Source organism: Lentzea alba (genome assembly GCF_047445655.1).
Taxonomy (GTDB): domain Bacteria; phylum Actinomycetota; class Actinomycetes; order Mycobacteriales; family Pseudonocardiaceae; genus Lentzea; species Lentzea alba_A.
The window spans coordinates 1-14,073 of the sequence record NZ_JAJAEG010000051.1 but is presented as its reverse complement, the minus strand read 5'-3'; the positions used below and the strand labels follow the sequence as shown (position 1 = coordinate 14,073).

The window sequence follows — 14,073 nt, the reverse complement described above, 5'->3', positions numbered from 1 at the left end:
ACCGGAGGAACACGTGGCTGAGGACCAGGTCGTCAAGGCGCTGCGCGTCGCGGTGAAGGAGAACCAGCGGCTGCAGCGGGAGAACTCGGAGTTGTTGGCGCGGTTGAACGAACCCGTCGCGATCGTCGGGATGGCGTGCCGATATCCGGGTGGGGTGCGGTCGCCGGAGGATCTTTGGCGGCTGGTCGCAGACGGGGTGGATGCTGTCGGTCCGTTTCCGTCGGATCGTGGCTGGGATTTGGAGGTGTTGTACTCGGCGGATCCTTCGGTGAGCGGCACTTGCTACACGCGATCGGGCGGGTTCTTGTACGACGCGGCTTCGTTCGACGCCGGGTTCTTCGGGATCTCGCCGCGGGAGGCGCTGGCGATCGATCCGCAGCAAAGGTTGTTGCTGGAGACGTCCTGGGAGGCGTTCGAGGACGCCGGGATCGACCCGTTGTCGTTGCGGCGCAGCAGGACCGGGGTGTTCGCCGGGGTCATGTACAACGACTACGGCTCGCGGTTGCTCGACCGGGTGCCTGCCTCGTTGGAGGGGCATCTGGGGACGGGCAGTGCGGGGAGTGTGGCTTCCGGGCGGGTGGCTTACACGTTCGGGTTCGAGGGGCCGGCGGTTTCGGTCGACACGGCTTGTTCGTCGTCGTTGGTGGCGCTGCATCTGGCGGCGCAGTCGTTGCGGGCGGGGGAGTGTTCGCTGGCTTTGGCCGGTGGGGTGGCTTTGATGGCCAGTCCGGCGGTGTTCGTGGAGTTCAGTCGGCAGGGTGGGTTGTCCGCTGATGGTCGGTGCAAGGCGTTCGGTGCTGGGGCGGATGGCACTGGGTGGGCTGAGGGTGCCGGGGTGCTGCTGCTGGAGCGGCTTTCGGATGCTCGGCGGCTTGGACATCCGGTTTTGGCGGTGGTGCGGGGGTCTGCGGTCAATTCGGATGGGGCTTCGAACGGGTTGACCGCGCCTCATGGGCCTTCGCAGCAGCGGGTGATTCGGGCGGCTTTGGCTTCGGCTGGGTTGTCTGCGGTTGATGTGGATGCTGTCGAGGCGCACGGGACCGGGACTGTTCTTGGGGATCCGATTGAGGCTCAGGCGTTGTTGGCGACTTATGGGCAGGGGCGGGAGGTTCCACTTTGGCTCGGGTCGCTGAAGTCGAACCTCGGGCATGCGCAGGCTGCCGCTGGGGTTGGTGGCGTGATCAAGATGGTGCAGGCGATGCGGCACGGGGTTTTGCCGGCGACTTTGCACGTGGATTCACCTTCGCCGCACGTCGACTGGTCGGCTGGGGCGGTCGAGCTGCTGGTGGAGTCGCGGGAGTGGCCGGAGGTGGGACGGCCGCGTCGTTCGGCGGTGTCGTCGTTCGGGGTGTCGGGCACGAACGCGCACGTGATCTTGGAGGGGGCGAGCGGCCCGGAATTGTCAGACCCGCTTGAGATGATTGGAGTGGGGACCCGATCCCCCCAAGGGGCCGGTCAATCGGGATCGATTCCGAAGGGTGCGGCGTCGGCAGAGAGCGTGCGGCCGGTGCCGTTCGTGGTGTCGGCGCGGAGCGTGAAGGCGCTGAGGGCACGGATCGCGCAAGTCGAGGAGTTCCTGGCTGGGCGGCCGGAGGTCAAGGCGGAGGATCTGGCGTTTTCGCTGGTCACGACCAGGGCGATGCTGGAGCACCGCGCGGTCCTGGTCGGTGGACCCGCTGAGGGTGCGGCTGGCGCGGTGGTCGGCGGCGAGGCCGTCGAAGGTGTGGCCGACGTCGAGGGCGATGTCTGCTTCGTGTTTCCAGGGCAGGGCTCGCAGTGGGTCGGCATGGCGGAGGAGCTGATCGCGGCCGAACCCGCGTTCGCCGCGAGGATGCGGGAGTGCGCGGAGGCACTCAGATTGCAGGTTGAGTGGGACCTGTTCGAGGTGTTGCAGCAAGCGGAGCGGCTTGAGCGGGTTGACGTGGTGCAGCCGGCGCTGTGGGCCGTGATGGTGTCGTTGGCGCATCTGTGGCGGGAGCGCGGAGTGACCCCGCAGGCGGTTGTGGGGCATTCGCAGGGGGAGATCGCGGCCGCGGTGGTCGCGGGCGCGCTGTCCGTTGAGGACGGCGCGAAGATCGTAGCGTTGCGCAGCAGGTTGATCGCCGAGAAGCTGGCGGGCCAGGGCGGCATGATGGTCGTCCGGGAGCAGCCGGACCATCCGGGGATTTCCACGGCGGCGATCAACGGGCCGACCTCGATCGTGGTGGCGGGCGACGACGAGGCGCTGGACGAGATCGAGGGTAAGCGGATCCCGGTCGACTACGCGTCGCACTCGCCCCAGGTTGAGGCGCTCCGGGAAGATCTGATTGAGCTGCTCGACGGCATCAGCCCGCGAAAAGCGGAGATTCCGTTCTTCTCGACGGTGGACGAGAAGTGGCTCGACAGCACCGAGCTCACGGCCGAGTACTGGTATCGGAACCTGCGGCAGACCGTGTTGTTCGAGTCGGCGATCCGGGCGCTCGCCGATGCGGGGCACCGGAAGTTCGTCGAGATCAGCCCGCACCCGGTGCTCACGGTCGCGATCGAGGAGACCGTCGAGCAGGACGGTGTGCCGACGGCGGTCTGCGGGACGCTCAAACGGGGCGAGGGTGGGGCGGAGCGGTTCACCAGAGCGCTGGCTGAGGCGTTCGTGCGCGGAGTCGACGTCGACTGGGCGAAGCAGTTCGCAGGAGCGCGGAAGGTCAAACTGCCGACCTATCCGTTCCAGCGGCGCCGCTACTGGCTGGACGCCACGATCACCCGGCACGTCGCCGACATCGTGCTGGACGAGCCGGAGGACACGGCTGACCTGTTCGAGTTGGTTGCGGCGGCTACGAAGGCGGTGCTCAAGCTCGAAGAAGACGACGAGTTCGATCCGGCCAGGCCGTTCAAGGACATGGGGTTCGACTCGCTGTTGTCGGTGGAGTTGCGCAACAGGCTGGTCAGGGCGACCGGGCGGCAGCTGCCGGCCAACGTCGTGTTCGACCAGCCGTCGCCGAAGCAGTTGGCTGAGTACCTCACCGAAGAGACCACCGAGAGAACGACGGACTTCGCAAAGGAAGCGGTGCTGTCGCAGGACATTCAGCCTGTGGAAGCAGCTACGGGAGAAGTTCGCGAGATCTTCCTGACGGGTGCGACGGGGTTCCTCGGGGCGTTCCTGCTGAAGGATCTCCAGGCCAGAGCACGAGTGCATTGCCTGGTGCGAGCGGAAGACCGCGCCACCGCGTTCGCCAGGTTGAAGAAGAACCTGGAGTGGTACGGACTGTGGGGCGAAGTGGACCCCGACCGCATCGAGGTGGTGCCGGGCGACCTGGCCCAGCCGCGGCTTGGGCAGACGGAAGCGCGGTTCGAAGAGTTGGCAAGGAAGATCGACGTCATCTACCACGCGGGCTCGCAGGTCAACTGGCTGCACCCGTACCAGGACCTCAAGCCCGCCAACGTCAACGGCACGGAGGAAGTCCTGAGGCTCGCGGCAAAGAGCACGATCCCGGTGCACCACGTGTCCACGACCGGAGTCTTTGCGGCAGCAGGACACCACAGGACGAACGCGGAGACCGGACCGCCGCAAGACCTCAAGACCGGCTACCAGCAGAGCAAGTGGGTTGCGGAAAAGCTGGTGCAGCAGGCGAAGGAACGCGGCATACCGGTCACCGTCCACCGGCCGGACACGGTGTGCGGCAGCCAGAGCAACGGTGCCTGCCAGGCCAACGACTTCGTGTGGCTGAGCCTCAAAGGTTGCCTGCAGGCACAAGCCGTGCCGGAAGACGCGAAGGCACTCTTCACGCTCGCGCCCGTCGACTACGTGAGCGCGGCCATCACGAACCTGCAGGACGGCACCTATCACCTCTACAACCCCGAACCCGTCAGCCTCCAGACGATGATCGAACGCCTGAAACACCACGGATACCGGATCGACGAGGTGCCGCGCGAGCAGTGGAACGAGAAGGTCCGCAGCGACCCCGACAACGCCGCGAACGCCCTGCTGGACGTGTTCACCGAGGTCACGCAGGCAGAGCAGCTGCACATCACCTACGACGTCGAAGAGACCGAACGCGCCGGCTTCCCGTGCCCGCCGATCACCAACGAGCTGCTCGACACCTACATCCGGTTCTTCCAGCGCACCGGCTACTTCCCCGAGGTGGAGCGATGACGCGCGAGCTCAGGGACTGCCTCGGCCACTTCGCCACCGGCGTCACCGTCGTCACGAGTGAGATCGACGGGCAGAAGCACGGCGCCACGGTCAACTCCTTCACCGCGGTGTCGCTGGATCCGCCGCTGGTGCTGGTGTCGCTCGACCGCACGAGCAAGGCGGGCAGGCACCTCGGCGACCGGCCGTTCGTCGTCAACGTGCTCAAGGAAGGGCAGAGCGACCTGGCGATGCACTTCGCGGGCAGGCCGACCGCGCGACCCATCAGGTGGGACGGGACGAAGCTCGCCGAAGCGTTGGCGCACATCGTGTGCGAGCCGTGGCGCAGCTACGACGGCGGCGATCACGTGTTGTTCCTCGGCAGGGTCAAGGAGATCGGTACGAGTCAAGGAGATCCGTTGCTGTTCTACCGCGGTGCGTTCACGAAGAGAGGAGCATGACCATGTCCCAGCAACGGGTGACCCGGCCGCTGAACGGCGAGGAGTACCTGGAGAGCCTGCGCGACGGCAGGGAGGTCTGGCTCCACGGCGAGCGGGTCAAGGACGTCACGGAGCACCCGGCGTTCCGGAACTCCGCACGGATGGCCGCGCGGCTCTACGACTCGCTGCACGACCCGGACTTCCAGAGCACCGCGACCGACACCGGCAGCATCGGGCTCACTCACCCGTTCTTCCGCACGCCGCGCAGCAAGGAGGACCTCAAAGCCGACCGGGACGCCATCGCCGCGTGGGCCAGGATGACGTACGGCTGGATGGGCCGCAGCCCCGACTACAAGGCGGCGTTCTTCGGCACGCTCGGAGCCAACGCCGAGCTGTACGAACCGTTCGGGGACAACGCCAGAAGGTGGTACCGGGAGTCGCAGGAGAAGGTCCTGTACTGGAACCACGCGCTGGTCAACCCACCGGTCGACCGCGATCGTCCGCCGCACGAGGTCAAAGACGTGTTCGTGCACGTCGAGGAGGAGAAGGACGACGGCCTGATCGTCAGCGGTGCCAAGGTGGTGGCGACCGGGAGTGCGATCACGCACTTCAACCTCGTGGCGCACTACGGGCTTCCGGTCAAGGACAAGGAGTTCGCGCTCGTCTGCGCGGTGCCGATGGGGGCGCCGGGGCTGAAGCTCATCTGCCGCCAGTCCTACGAGATGGCGGCGACCAGCCCGTTCGACTACCCGCTGTCGAGCAGGTTCGACGAGAACGACACGATCTTCGTGCTGGACCGGGTGAAGATCCCGTGGGAGAACGTGTTCAGCTACGGCGACCCGGAGAAGGTCAACACGCTCATCCCGAACTCCGGGCTGGTGCACCGGATGACGTTCCACGGCTGCACGCGGCTCGCGGTCAAGCTCGACTTCCTGGCCGGGTTGCTGCTCAAGGGCGTGGAAGCGACCGGCACCAAGGACTTCCGCGGCATCCAGACCCGCGTCGGCGAGGTGCTGGCCTGGCGCAACATGTTCTGGGCGCTCACCGACGCGATGATCAACGAACCGGACCCGTGGCACGGCGACGCGCTGCTGCCGAAGCTCGACTACGCGATGTCGTACCGGTGGTTCATGACCCTCGGCTACCCGCGGGTCAAGGAGATCATCATGCAGGACCTCGGCAGCGCGCTGATCTACCTGCCGTCCAGCACGAAGGACTTCGACTCGCCCGAGCTGCGGCCGTACCTGGACAGGTACGTGCGCGGCAGCAACGGGATGGACGCCGTCGAGCGGGTCAAGCTGATGAAGCTCATCTGGGACTCCATCGGCACCGAGTTCGGGGGCCGGCACGAGCTCTACGAACGCAACTACTCCGGCAACCACGAGGGCGTCCGCGCGGAGCTGCTCTTCGCCGCGCAGCAGTCCGGGACGACGGACGAGCTCAAGGGCTTCGCCGAGCAGTGCATGGCCGAGTACGACCTGAACGGCTGGACCGTGCCCGATCTGATCAACCCGTGAGAGGTGTGCAATGGCAGTCGACAACGAGCTGTACAACGAACCGGGCACGTGGTGGGACGACGACCGGCCGATGGCCACACTGCTCGCCCTGACCGTGGCGCGCTTCGGCTACTTCCAGCAGGCCTTGAAGAAGCACGGCGTGAGCCTCGAAGGCAAGCGCGTGCTGGACATCGGTTGCGGTGGCGGGTTGCTCGCGGAGGAGTTCGCCAAGGCCGGCGCGCACGTCACGGGGATCGACCCGTCGCTGGAATCCCTTGAGGCCGCCCGGATCCACGCGAAACAGAGCGGGCTGGACATCGAGTACCGGCACGGCATCGCGGAGGAGGTGCCGTTCGCGGACGACGAGTTCGACCTCGTCTACTGCTGCGACGTGCTGGAGCACGTGTCCGATGTGGACAAGTCCGTCAGCGAGGCGGCCAGGGTGCTCAAACCGGGCGGCTACTACCTGTTCGACACGATCAACCGCACCGCCAAGTCGAAGATCATCATGATCAAGCTGTTCCAGGAGTGGTCCGCGTTCCGCTGGGCGCCCCGCGATCTGCACGACTGGGACAAGTTCGTCACGCCGGAGGAGCTGGAACGGTCGCTCACCAGGCACGGGCTCAGGAACGAGGAGTTCGTCGGGTTCGTACCCGGACGGCACCCGCTGAAAGTGCTGTCCCTGTTGCGGCAGCGGGCGAAGGGCCGGCTCAGCTACGGCGAGATGGGCCGGCAGATGCAGATCACCGTCTCCCGCACCGACATCTCGGGTGGCTACGGCGGCCACGCCCAGAAGATCAAGTGAGAGGAACAGACATGTACGTCTTCACCTGCCTGTACCACCACCCTGCCGACCCTCAGGCGTTCGACGACCACTTCTTCACGGTGCACGCGCCGCTGGCCCGCAAGGTCGTCGAGCTGGGCCTGCGCAGCGCCACCGCGACCAAGCTCGACCCGAACCCGGACGGCACTCCGCCGCCGTTCTACATCAAGGTCGACATCACCGCCGACTCCGCCGAGGCGCTGCAGGCCGCGATGAGCACCCCGGAAGGCCAGGCCGCTCAGCAGGACATGGCGAACTTCGCGGGCGCGGGCTTCGTGATGTTCACCGGTGAGGTCGTCGACGAAATCCTGCCGGGAGGTCTCGCCGGTACCTGATGTCCAGCTTCCGGTAGACGCGCGTGAGGTGTTGCTCGACCGTGCTGGTCGTGACGAACAGCTTGCGCGCGATCTCCCGGTTGGTGTGACCGTCGGCGGCCAGGGCGGCGACCCTGCGTTCCGCCGCGGTCAGCGCCACGAGGTCGGGCACCGGCAGTTCGTCGGGGAGCAGGCTGTCGCGCAACGGCCCGGCATCGCACTCCCGCGCGATGTGCCACGCCCGCCGCGCGATCATCCGGCCTCTCGGATTCCGGCCGAGGCTGGTGGCGAGCTCGGCCAGCGCGTGCGCCAGCCCGAACCGGTCACCGCGCTCCTCCAGGATCTCGGCGGACTCCGCGAGCATTTGTGCCCGGACACCTGGCTCCTGCAGGGAAGCCAATACGCGCAACGAAAGCCCGTGTGTGCGTGATCGCCGGGTGGTCAGCGTGAGCTGGTCGACGAGCAGTCGCCGCGCGCGTTCGGGCGAACCGAGGCCAAGCAACGCCTGCGCGGAACACACCCGCCACGGCACCACACCGGGATGGTCCTGGCCCCACGAACGCATCAGCTCACCGCACCGCGTGAAGTCGGTCAAAGCGGCGTCGGGCCGTTCGGTCGCGAGGTGGTGCTCGCCGCGCGCGTGCAGGTAGTGCAGCCCGAACCTGGTCTGGAACGCCATCTCCGGCACGGGCTGCGCCGCGTACTCACTGGCCTCGCCGTGTTGACCGCTGCGAGTGCACGCGAGGATCAAGCAGCTCAACGGCAGGACGACCGCGATGCCCCAGGCGGGTGCCGACAGGAGCCCGAGGGCGGTGCCGGCCAACCTCGAACAAGCCCGCAGATCACCCTGGCGCAACGCGACTTCCGCTCGGACGCCGGAGAACACCGCTTGCCACGTCACGTGTTCACCGGCCTGTTCCAGCAGCCGGTCACACCACGCCGCTGCGCTCTCCAGCCGGTCGGCGTAGATCAACGTCAGCAGCGCGAACACCGCCACCCACGGCAGGTCGCCGGTGAGCCGAGAGCCTCGCAGCACCGCCTCGGCGCGGCTCGCGGCGGTGTCGTCACCGTGGAGCAGCGAGGTCAGCGGCGAGTCGGAAGGGCGCCAGCGGGCCAGCGCCGGGTGTGCGGACGCCAGCCACCGCTCGACGTTCGAGTCGTTGTCCTGCAACAGATCGTCGACGTCCTGGCCGTGCCACAGCAGCTGGCTCACCACCGCCTCACCCTTGAGGTGACCTGCCTGCATCGCCTCGCGCAACGTGGGGAGATGCCGAGCGGCGACCAGCGGATTCGACCGGAACTCCAGCTGGGCCAGATCCAAGGTGACTTCAGCCCGTTCCGAAGAGTCCCCAGAGGACTTCCGGGCGAGTTCCAGGCAGCGCGACGCGAAGGCGGTCCGCCGACCGGCACGCGCGGCCGCCGCCCGCAGCACCGGGACCACCCATTCGGCCCGGCCCGGCGCTCCCTCAAGCAGGTGGCAGGCAACGATGTCCGCGGTTTCGCCCTGCTCGTGCAGCATCCGCGCCGCGCGGGCGTGGAGGATGGCGCGTTGTGACAGTGTCGTGCAGGCCAGCACCGTGTCCCGCGTGCCGGGGTGCCGGAACCGGCACTCGTCGACCAACCCGGCCGAGGACAGGACCCGCAGGGCGTGTGTGACCGCGCGCGGATCGACCCTGGTCAGCCTGCTGATCGCAGTCGGCGACGCGAACCCGCCGAGCAGTGCGATCGCCTGCGCGGTGTGCCGGACCACCGGTCCACCGTGATGCAGGCAGCGCGACACGGCCGCGGGCAGGTCGTCCTCGGCCAAGGCGCGCACCAGCAACGGATTGCCGCGGCTCAGCGCGTGGATCCGGGCGGCGTCGCGATCTCCGGCCAGCGACGCGACGCCGTGCAACGTCAACGGCTCCAGGACCACGGACGTGCACAGCGGTAGGCGGAGGAGCTCCAGGCGGAACGGCGATCGCACCTCAGGCGGCTGCGCGGACTCGGTGCACACGACCATCACCCGCGCCGACCGCACCCGGCGGATCAGCGACAGCAGGCAGTTCAGCGACGGCTGGTCGGCCAGGTGCACGTCGTCGACGCCGATCACCAACGGTGTCCGTTCGGCCAGCTCCAGCATCCTGAGGCAGAGTGCGCGGGCGGAGAGCAGCCCGTGCGCCGAAACGGCTGTGTCGTGCAGGATCTGGCTGAGCACCCCGAACCGCAGGCCGCGCTCGGCCCACGAGCCCGCCACGCTGACGAAAGTCGCTCCCGTGGAGGTCGCCCGGTCCGCGAAGGCCTGCAGCAGTGCGGTTTTGCCACTGCCGAGCGCACCGCTGACCAGCGCGACCCGTCCCCGGCCCGCCAGGCAGTCGGCGAGCAGCCGGTCAAGACGAGTCAACTGCTCTTCCCGCTCAACCAGCCTCATCAGCCGGTCCTCCTGGCGCCGCGCACCGCCGTTGGGGTTACGCCGTTGACAGAGAATGACTCCGTCTCAAGCTAAAGTGACGATCTTGCGCTGTCACGGCACGAGGTTCATTTGGTACCAACTGTCCGGTAATTCGTCACTCGGCGGATTTGGTGTCGCGGAAGATGATCCAGCGCATGACGCTGTACATGAACGCGGCCTCGCAGGCGCCGGCGATGATGCGGGACAGGTGGTACTGCACGCCGATCGCGGTCAGCGCGCTGCCGACGCCGAGGATGAACGCCAGGTAGTTGATCAGGATCGCCACCGCGTACAAGCCGGCCTGCGGGCCGACCGGCGCGTGCGAGCGGAAGTTCAGCGCGCGGTTGAGCACGAAGCTCAGTCCGAACGCGATCACGTACGCGACCGTGAAGGCGATCGGCACCGGCAGACCCAGGCCGCTGCGGAACAACGTGAGCAGCAGCAGGTCGATGCCGAAAGTGAAGCCGTTGATCAATGCGAAGCCGAGGAAGCTCGGGGCGACAACGCGGGACAGACCGAACGGCAGCCACCTCACCACGACTTCCATCAAGGCGTGAAACCGTTGCCCCAAGTCGGTTTCGTGGTCACTCAAGGTGGTGTGCTCCCCGCCGGTCATGGCACCACATTTCCACGACTGGAGTAGTGGAACCCGACGAATCGCCCACGCCTTGCCAGGCTGTCCGCAGGAGTTCAGCCGGCGTTCACCCTGCGCCACCGGGTCGGGCTCACGCCGTGCAGCTTGCCGAACGTCCGGGCGAAGTAGCCCGCGTCGGGGAAACCCACCTGCCGCCCGATGTCGCTCACCGGCAGTTCCGTCACCGCCAGCAGTCGTCGCGCCTGGACCATCCGCCGCTCGGTGATCCACTCCTGCACGGTCCTGCCGGTCCGCTTGCGCACCGTCGAGGTGAGATGGCCGGGGGAGATGCTGACGGCGGCCGCGACCTCGCGCAGTGACAACGGTTCCGGGTAGCGGCGCTCGATCACCTCGAACACCTCGGCGAGCAGCGGCTCCGCGTTCTCCCGCAGATCGCCGACCACGTCCGCGGCCAGCCGGGAGACGCCGACCAGCAGCAACACCAGATGCGCGGACACGGCTTCCCGGTAACCCTCGCGGCGCCGCGCCAGCTCGTCGTGCAGCGCCTCGATCCGGGTCGTCCACTCGTCGCGGTCGTTCACCGGCACCTTGAGCCGCAACGCACCGATCGCGCCGCCTCGGACGAACGGGAACAGCAGCGGGTGCGTCCGCCACGCCAGGTGCGCGCCGGGGGTGTCCGGGCCGAGCGCGTCTGCGGTGAAGAAGACGCCCCAGCCCCGCGCGCCGACGAGGTCGTCGCCCTGGGCCTGGCCCATGACGTCGCCGGGCGCGATGACGAACAGGTCGCCGGCTTCGACGTGCCGAATCTGTTTGCCGGTCCGCACGATGCCGCCGTCTGCCGCGAAGTAGGCCAGGCCGGGGAAGTCGTGCGAGTGGGCCTCGTGCGATCCGTCGTAGTCGGCGCCGTGGCCGAGCGTCATGGCCGCCACGGACAGTTCGCCGGGCACGGGCTGCCACCGGTAGGTCACCGGCTCGGCGCTGTTCAGGGGTGATCGTCGGGTCCGCACCGTCGAATCCTCCCACTCAAACCACGGATTGGTACAGGACGCGAGGTCAGAGCACCTTCAGAATGGGCTCATGACCGACAAATCATCTCAACAGCCGACCGAACGGGACTACCTGCCCGGCATGGGCAAGCACTTCCTGCTGCCGATCTACGACGTGGTGCACGTGGTGTTCGGCGTCGGCCGCGTCCACGAGGAGATGATCGCGCTGGCCGGGCTGCGCGACGGCCACCGCGTGCTGGACGTCGGCTGCGGCACCGGGAACCTGTTGCGCGCCACCGGGAAGCGCCATCGCAACGTGGAGCTCGTCGGGATGGATCCCGACCTGAAGATGCTGGCCAGAGCGGAACGCAAGATGCGCCGCAACGGGTTGAAGGCGCAGCTCGACCGCGGGTTCGCGCAGGAACTGCAGTTCCCGGACGCGTCGTTCGACCGCGTCTTCTCCAGCCTGATGCTGCACCACCTCGACACGCAGTCGAAGGACGAGATGCTCGCCGAGGTGCGGCGCGTGCTGCGGCCCGACGGCCTGCTGGTGCTCGCCGACGCCACGCTGCACGAGCACGACCACCACGGCCGCCGCAAGCACGGGCCGCCGAAGGAAGTGCTGAAGGACAACTACGGTGACGCGGTGTCGAAGCGGATCGCCGCGGCCGGGTTCACCGTGGAGCCGACGCGGACGCGGAAGCTGAGGGTCGGGGGAGAAATCGGCATCGAGGTCGCGCGTCCACAGTGACCAGTCCATTGTCGACCGATTGAGCACGCACAATGTTGCTTTGCTGCCAACAGTTCCGGTAATTCTCGAACTTGAGGGATCTCCGCGAATGAGAGCGCGCACTCATCTACAGTGCGCGCCGTGACAGATGCGACGGGAAGTCTGGTGGCGCAGCGCTACCGGCTTGTTCAAGTGATCGGCACCGGCGGCATGGGCCGGGTCTGGCTCGGCCGTGACGAGGTCATCGGCCGTGAGGTGGCCATCAAGGAACTGCTGCTGCCGGCCGGTCTCGACGAGCAGCAGCGGGCGTTGCTGTGCCAGCGCGCCATGCGTGAGGCGCAGCTCGCGGGCCAGCTCAACCACCCCGGCATCGTCACCGTGCACGACGTCGTCGAGTACAACGGCACGCCGATGATCGTGATGGAGTTCGTGCGCGGCGGTTCGCTGTCCGACGCCATCCGGGCTCAGGGCGCGCTGCCCGTCGACCAGGTCGCCTACGTCGCGAACGCGATGCTGGGCGCGTTGCGGGCGGCGCACCAGGCCGGGATCGTGCACCGCGATCTCAAGCCCGCCAACGTGTTGCTGTCCGGCGACCGGGTCGTGATCACCGACTTCGGCATCGCCCGGCTCACCGGCGACGTCCCGCTGACCACCGACGGCTCGATCGTCGGCACACCCGCCTACATGGCGCCCGAGCAGGGCACCGGCGCGGCGATCACGCCGGCGACCGACATGTGGTCGCTCGGCGCCACCCTGTACGCGGCCGTGGAAGGCCGACCCCCGTTCCAGGGTCAGGACTTCATGACGACGCTGTCGATGCTGCTCACCCAGGAGCCGCCGCCGCCCGTGCGCGCCGGCAACCTCTCGTCACTGCTGGGCGGGCTGCTGCGCAAGAACCCGGCCGAGCGCGCGACCGTCGACCAGGCGTTCGCGCTGCTCTCCGGTGCTCCCGTGGTGCTGCCGGTGCAGACCAGACCTGGACCCAGCAGACGTACGTTGCTGCTGGGTGGTGTCGGAGCGCTCGCGGTGATCGGCGGCGGTACCGCGTGGTGGCTGACCTCGAAGAAGGACAACGGCGGTGACGCGGCGGAACTGCCGACCACCGACGACAAGCCCAAGAACGACCTGCCGGCCAAGGAGGGCGGGTCCGAGCAGACCTCGGTCTCGTCCCCGGCTGGGCCGAAGGAGTACACGGACCACATCCAGCTGTCCGACCACAAGGACGCCGTCACGTCGATCGCGTGGAGCCCGGACGGCAAGATCCTCGCCAGCGCCGACGACGACATCGACGACGAGCAGGGCCGCATCATCCGGCTGTGGGACACCGAGACCGGCAAGCTGATCGGCACGGTCCAGAACCCGGACGGGCCGGGCGGCGGTTCGGCGTGCGCGGTGGCGATCAGCCCCGACGGCAAGATCCTCGCGGCCGGCGGCAACATCACCGCAGACAGCACCACCTACCTGTGGAACATCGCCGACCGCACGATGATCGGCGCGCTGGACGACGCCAGGTCGATCATGAAGTGCCTGCGCTTCCACCCGGACGGCAAGACCATCGTCGGCCTGACCCACACCGGCGGCCTCAAGGTGTGGGACGTGGCGACCCGCAAGGTCAAGATCGGTCTGACGGAGGCCCAGGGCTCCGACACCCTGGCGTTCAACAAGGACGGCTCGTTGCTGGCCTACGCCGGCACCAAGTCGCAGGAGATCAAACTGGTCGACCCGGCGACCGGCCGCACCGTCCGCACGATCAACGACTCGACGTCCACCGGCGTGTCGTTCTCCCCGGACGGCAAGCTGCTCGCGATCCCCGACGACGACGGCAAGAACAGCCTGCAGCTCTGGGACGTGGCGACCGGGCAGAGCAAGGTCGTCTTCGACCGCACCGAGGGCGACGACATCATCACCAAGACCCTGTTCCACCCGGACGGCAAGACCATCGCGACCTGGGGCCACGGCAACGCCGTGCAGCTGTGGGACGTGGCCTCCAAGAGCGTGCGCGCCACCGTCATCGGTGCCGGGGCGCGGATCGAGGACGTGGCGTTCGACCCCAAGGGGCAGCGGATCGCGGCCGCCGGTGCGGACAAGACGATCCGGATCTGGAAGCTCTAGCCTCGATCTTTCGCCTGGTTGCCGGGTGAGGTGCTGGCGGT

At 67.8% G+C, this 14,073-nt stretch carries 10 protein-coding genes; 7 read left to right on the top strand and 3 right to left on the bottom strand.

Features of this window, described 5'->3' with window-relative positions; all coding sequences use genetic code 11:
* Positions 1–13: 13 nt before the first annotated feature.
* From LFM09_RS46510 to LFM09_RS46490, 5 genes are read left to right on the top strand one after another with little or no spacing between them, the layout of a single operon-like run.
* Positions 14–4,129, top strand: coding sequence for a type I polyketide synthase (locus LFM09_RS46510; RefSeq protein WP_414103067.1), 4,116 nt, complete (start codon positions 14–16; stop codon positions 4,127–4,129).
* Positions 4,126–4,566: a flavin reductase family protein gene (locus LFM09_RS46505; protein WP_414103066.1), complete on the top strand. Its 441-nt coding sequence runs from the start codon at positions 4,126–4,128 to the stop codon at positions 4,564–4,566. The genes LFM09_RS46510 and LFM09_RS46505 overlap by 4 nt, the downstream gene beginning before the upstream one ends.
* A 2-nt stretch (positions 4,567–4,568) precedes the next feature.
* On the top strand, positions 4,569–6,062 hold the full coding sequence (locus LFM09_RS46500; protein ID WP_414103065.1) for a 4-hydroxyphenylacetate 3-hydroxylase family protein: 1,494 nt from the start codon (positions 4,569–4,571) through the stop codon (positions 6,060–6,062).
* Between the two features lie 10 nt (positions 6,063–6,072).
* Positions 6,073–6,846, top strand: a complete 774-nt coding sequence (gene ubiG, locus LFM09_RS46495; RefSeq protein ID WP_414103064.1) for a bifunctional 2-polyprenyl-6-hydroxyphenol methylase/3-demethylubiquinol 3-O-methyltransferase UbiG — start codon at positions 6,073–6,075, stop codon at positions 6,844–6,846.
* An 11-nt stretch (positions 6,847–6,857) separates the two neighbouring features.
* Complete coding sequence (locus tag LFM09_RS46490) at positions 6,858–7,199, top strand: EthD family reductase (protein WP_414103063.1); 342 nt, start codon at positions 6,858–6,860, stop codon at positions 7,197–7,199.
* Here the strand turns inward: LFM09_RS46490 and LFM09_RS46485 are convergent.
* The 3 genes from LFM09_RS46485 to LFM09_RS46475 all read right to left on the bottom strand — a co-directional run bounded on the left by LFM09_RS46485 (position 7,147) and on the right by LFM09_RS46475 (position 11,211).
* Entirely contained in the window at positions 7,147–9,588 is a 2,442-nt protein-coding gene (locus LFM09_RS46485; RefSeq protein ID WP_414103062.1) for an AAA family ATPase, read from the bottom strand. The genes LFM09_RS46490 and LFM09_RS46485 overlap by 53 nt on opposite strands.
* Before the next feature lie 136 nt (positions 9,589–9,724).
* The gene (locus tag LFM09_RS46480; protein WP_414103061.1) at positions 9,725–10,156 is read right to left on the bottom strand and encodes a GtrA family protein; all 432 of its coding nucleotides are present in this window, start codon (positions 10,154–10,156) and stop codon (positions 9,725–9,727) included.
* Between the two features lie 143 nt (positions 10,157–10,299).
* Positions 10,300–11,211, bottom strand: a complete 912-nt coding sequence (locus tag LFM09_RS46475; RefSeq protein WP_414103060.1) for a helix-turn-helix domain-containing protein — start codon at positions 11,209–11,211, stop codon at positions 10,300–10,302.
* Positions 11,212–11,281: 70 nt separating this feature from the next.
* Between LFM09_RS46475 and LFM09_RS46470 the strand changes: the two genes are divergently transcribed.
* Together LFM09_RS46470 and LFM09_RS46465 are read left to right on the top strand one after the other, a co-directional pair.
* Positions 11,282–11,941: a class I SAM-dependent methyltransferase gene (locus LFM09_RS46470; protein WP_414103059.1), complete on the top strand. Its 660-nt coding sequence runs from the start codon at positions 11,282–11,284 to the stop codon at positions 11,939–11,941.
* Between the two features lie 120 nt (positions 11,942–12,061).
* The gene (locus LFM09_RS46465) at positions 12,062–14,032 is read left to right on the top strand and encodes a WD40 repeat domain-containing serine/threonine protein kinase (RefSeq protein ID WP_414103058.1); all 1,971 of its coding nucleotides are present in this window, start codon (positions 12,062–12,064) and stop codon (positions 14,030–14,032) included.
* Positions 14,033–14,073 lie beyond the last annotated feature (41 nt).

Coding starts and splice junctions, on each gene's coding strand:
- LFM09_RS46505 (WP_414103066.1), top strand. CDS start 4,126: ATGACGCGCGAGCTCAGGGACTGCCTCGGCCACTTCGCCACCGGCGTC.
- LFM09_RS46500 (WP_414103065.1), top strand. CDS start 4,569: ATGTCCCAGCAACGGGTGACCCGGCCGCTGAACGGCGAGGAGTACCTG.
- ubiG (WP_414103064.1), top strand. CDS start 6,073: ATGGCAGTCGACAACGAGCTGTACAACGAACCGGGCACGTGGTGGGAC.
- LFM09_RS46490 (WP_414103063.1), top strand. CDS start 6,858: ATGTACGTCTTCACCTGCCTGTACCACCACCCTGCCGACCCTCAGGCG.
- LFM09_RS46485 (WP_414103062.1), bottom strand. CDS start 9,588: ATGAGGCTGGTTGAGCGGGAAGAGCAGTTGACTCGTCTTGACCGGCTG.
- LFM09_RS46480 (WP_414103061.1), bottom strand. CDS start 10,156: ATGGAAGTCGTGGTGAGGTGGCTGCCGTTCGGTCTGTCCCGCGTTGTC.
- LFM09_RS46470 (WP_414103059.1), top strand. CDS start 11,282: ATGACCGACAAATCATCTCAACAGCCGACCGAACGGGACTACCTGCCC.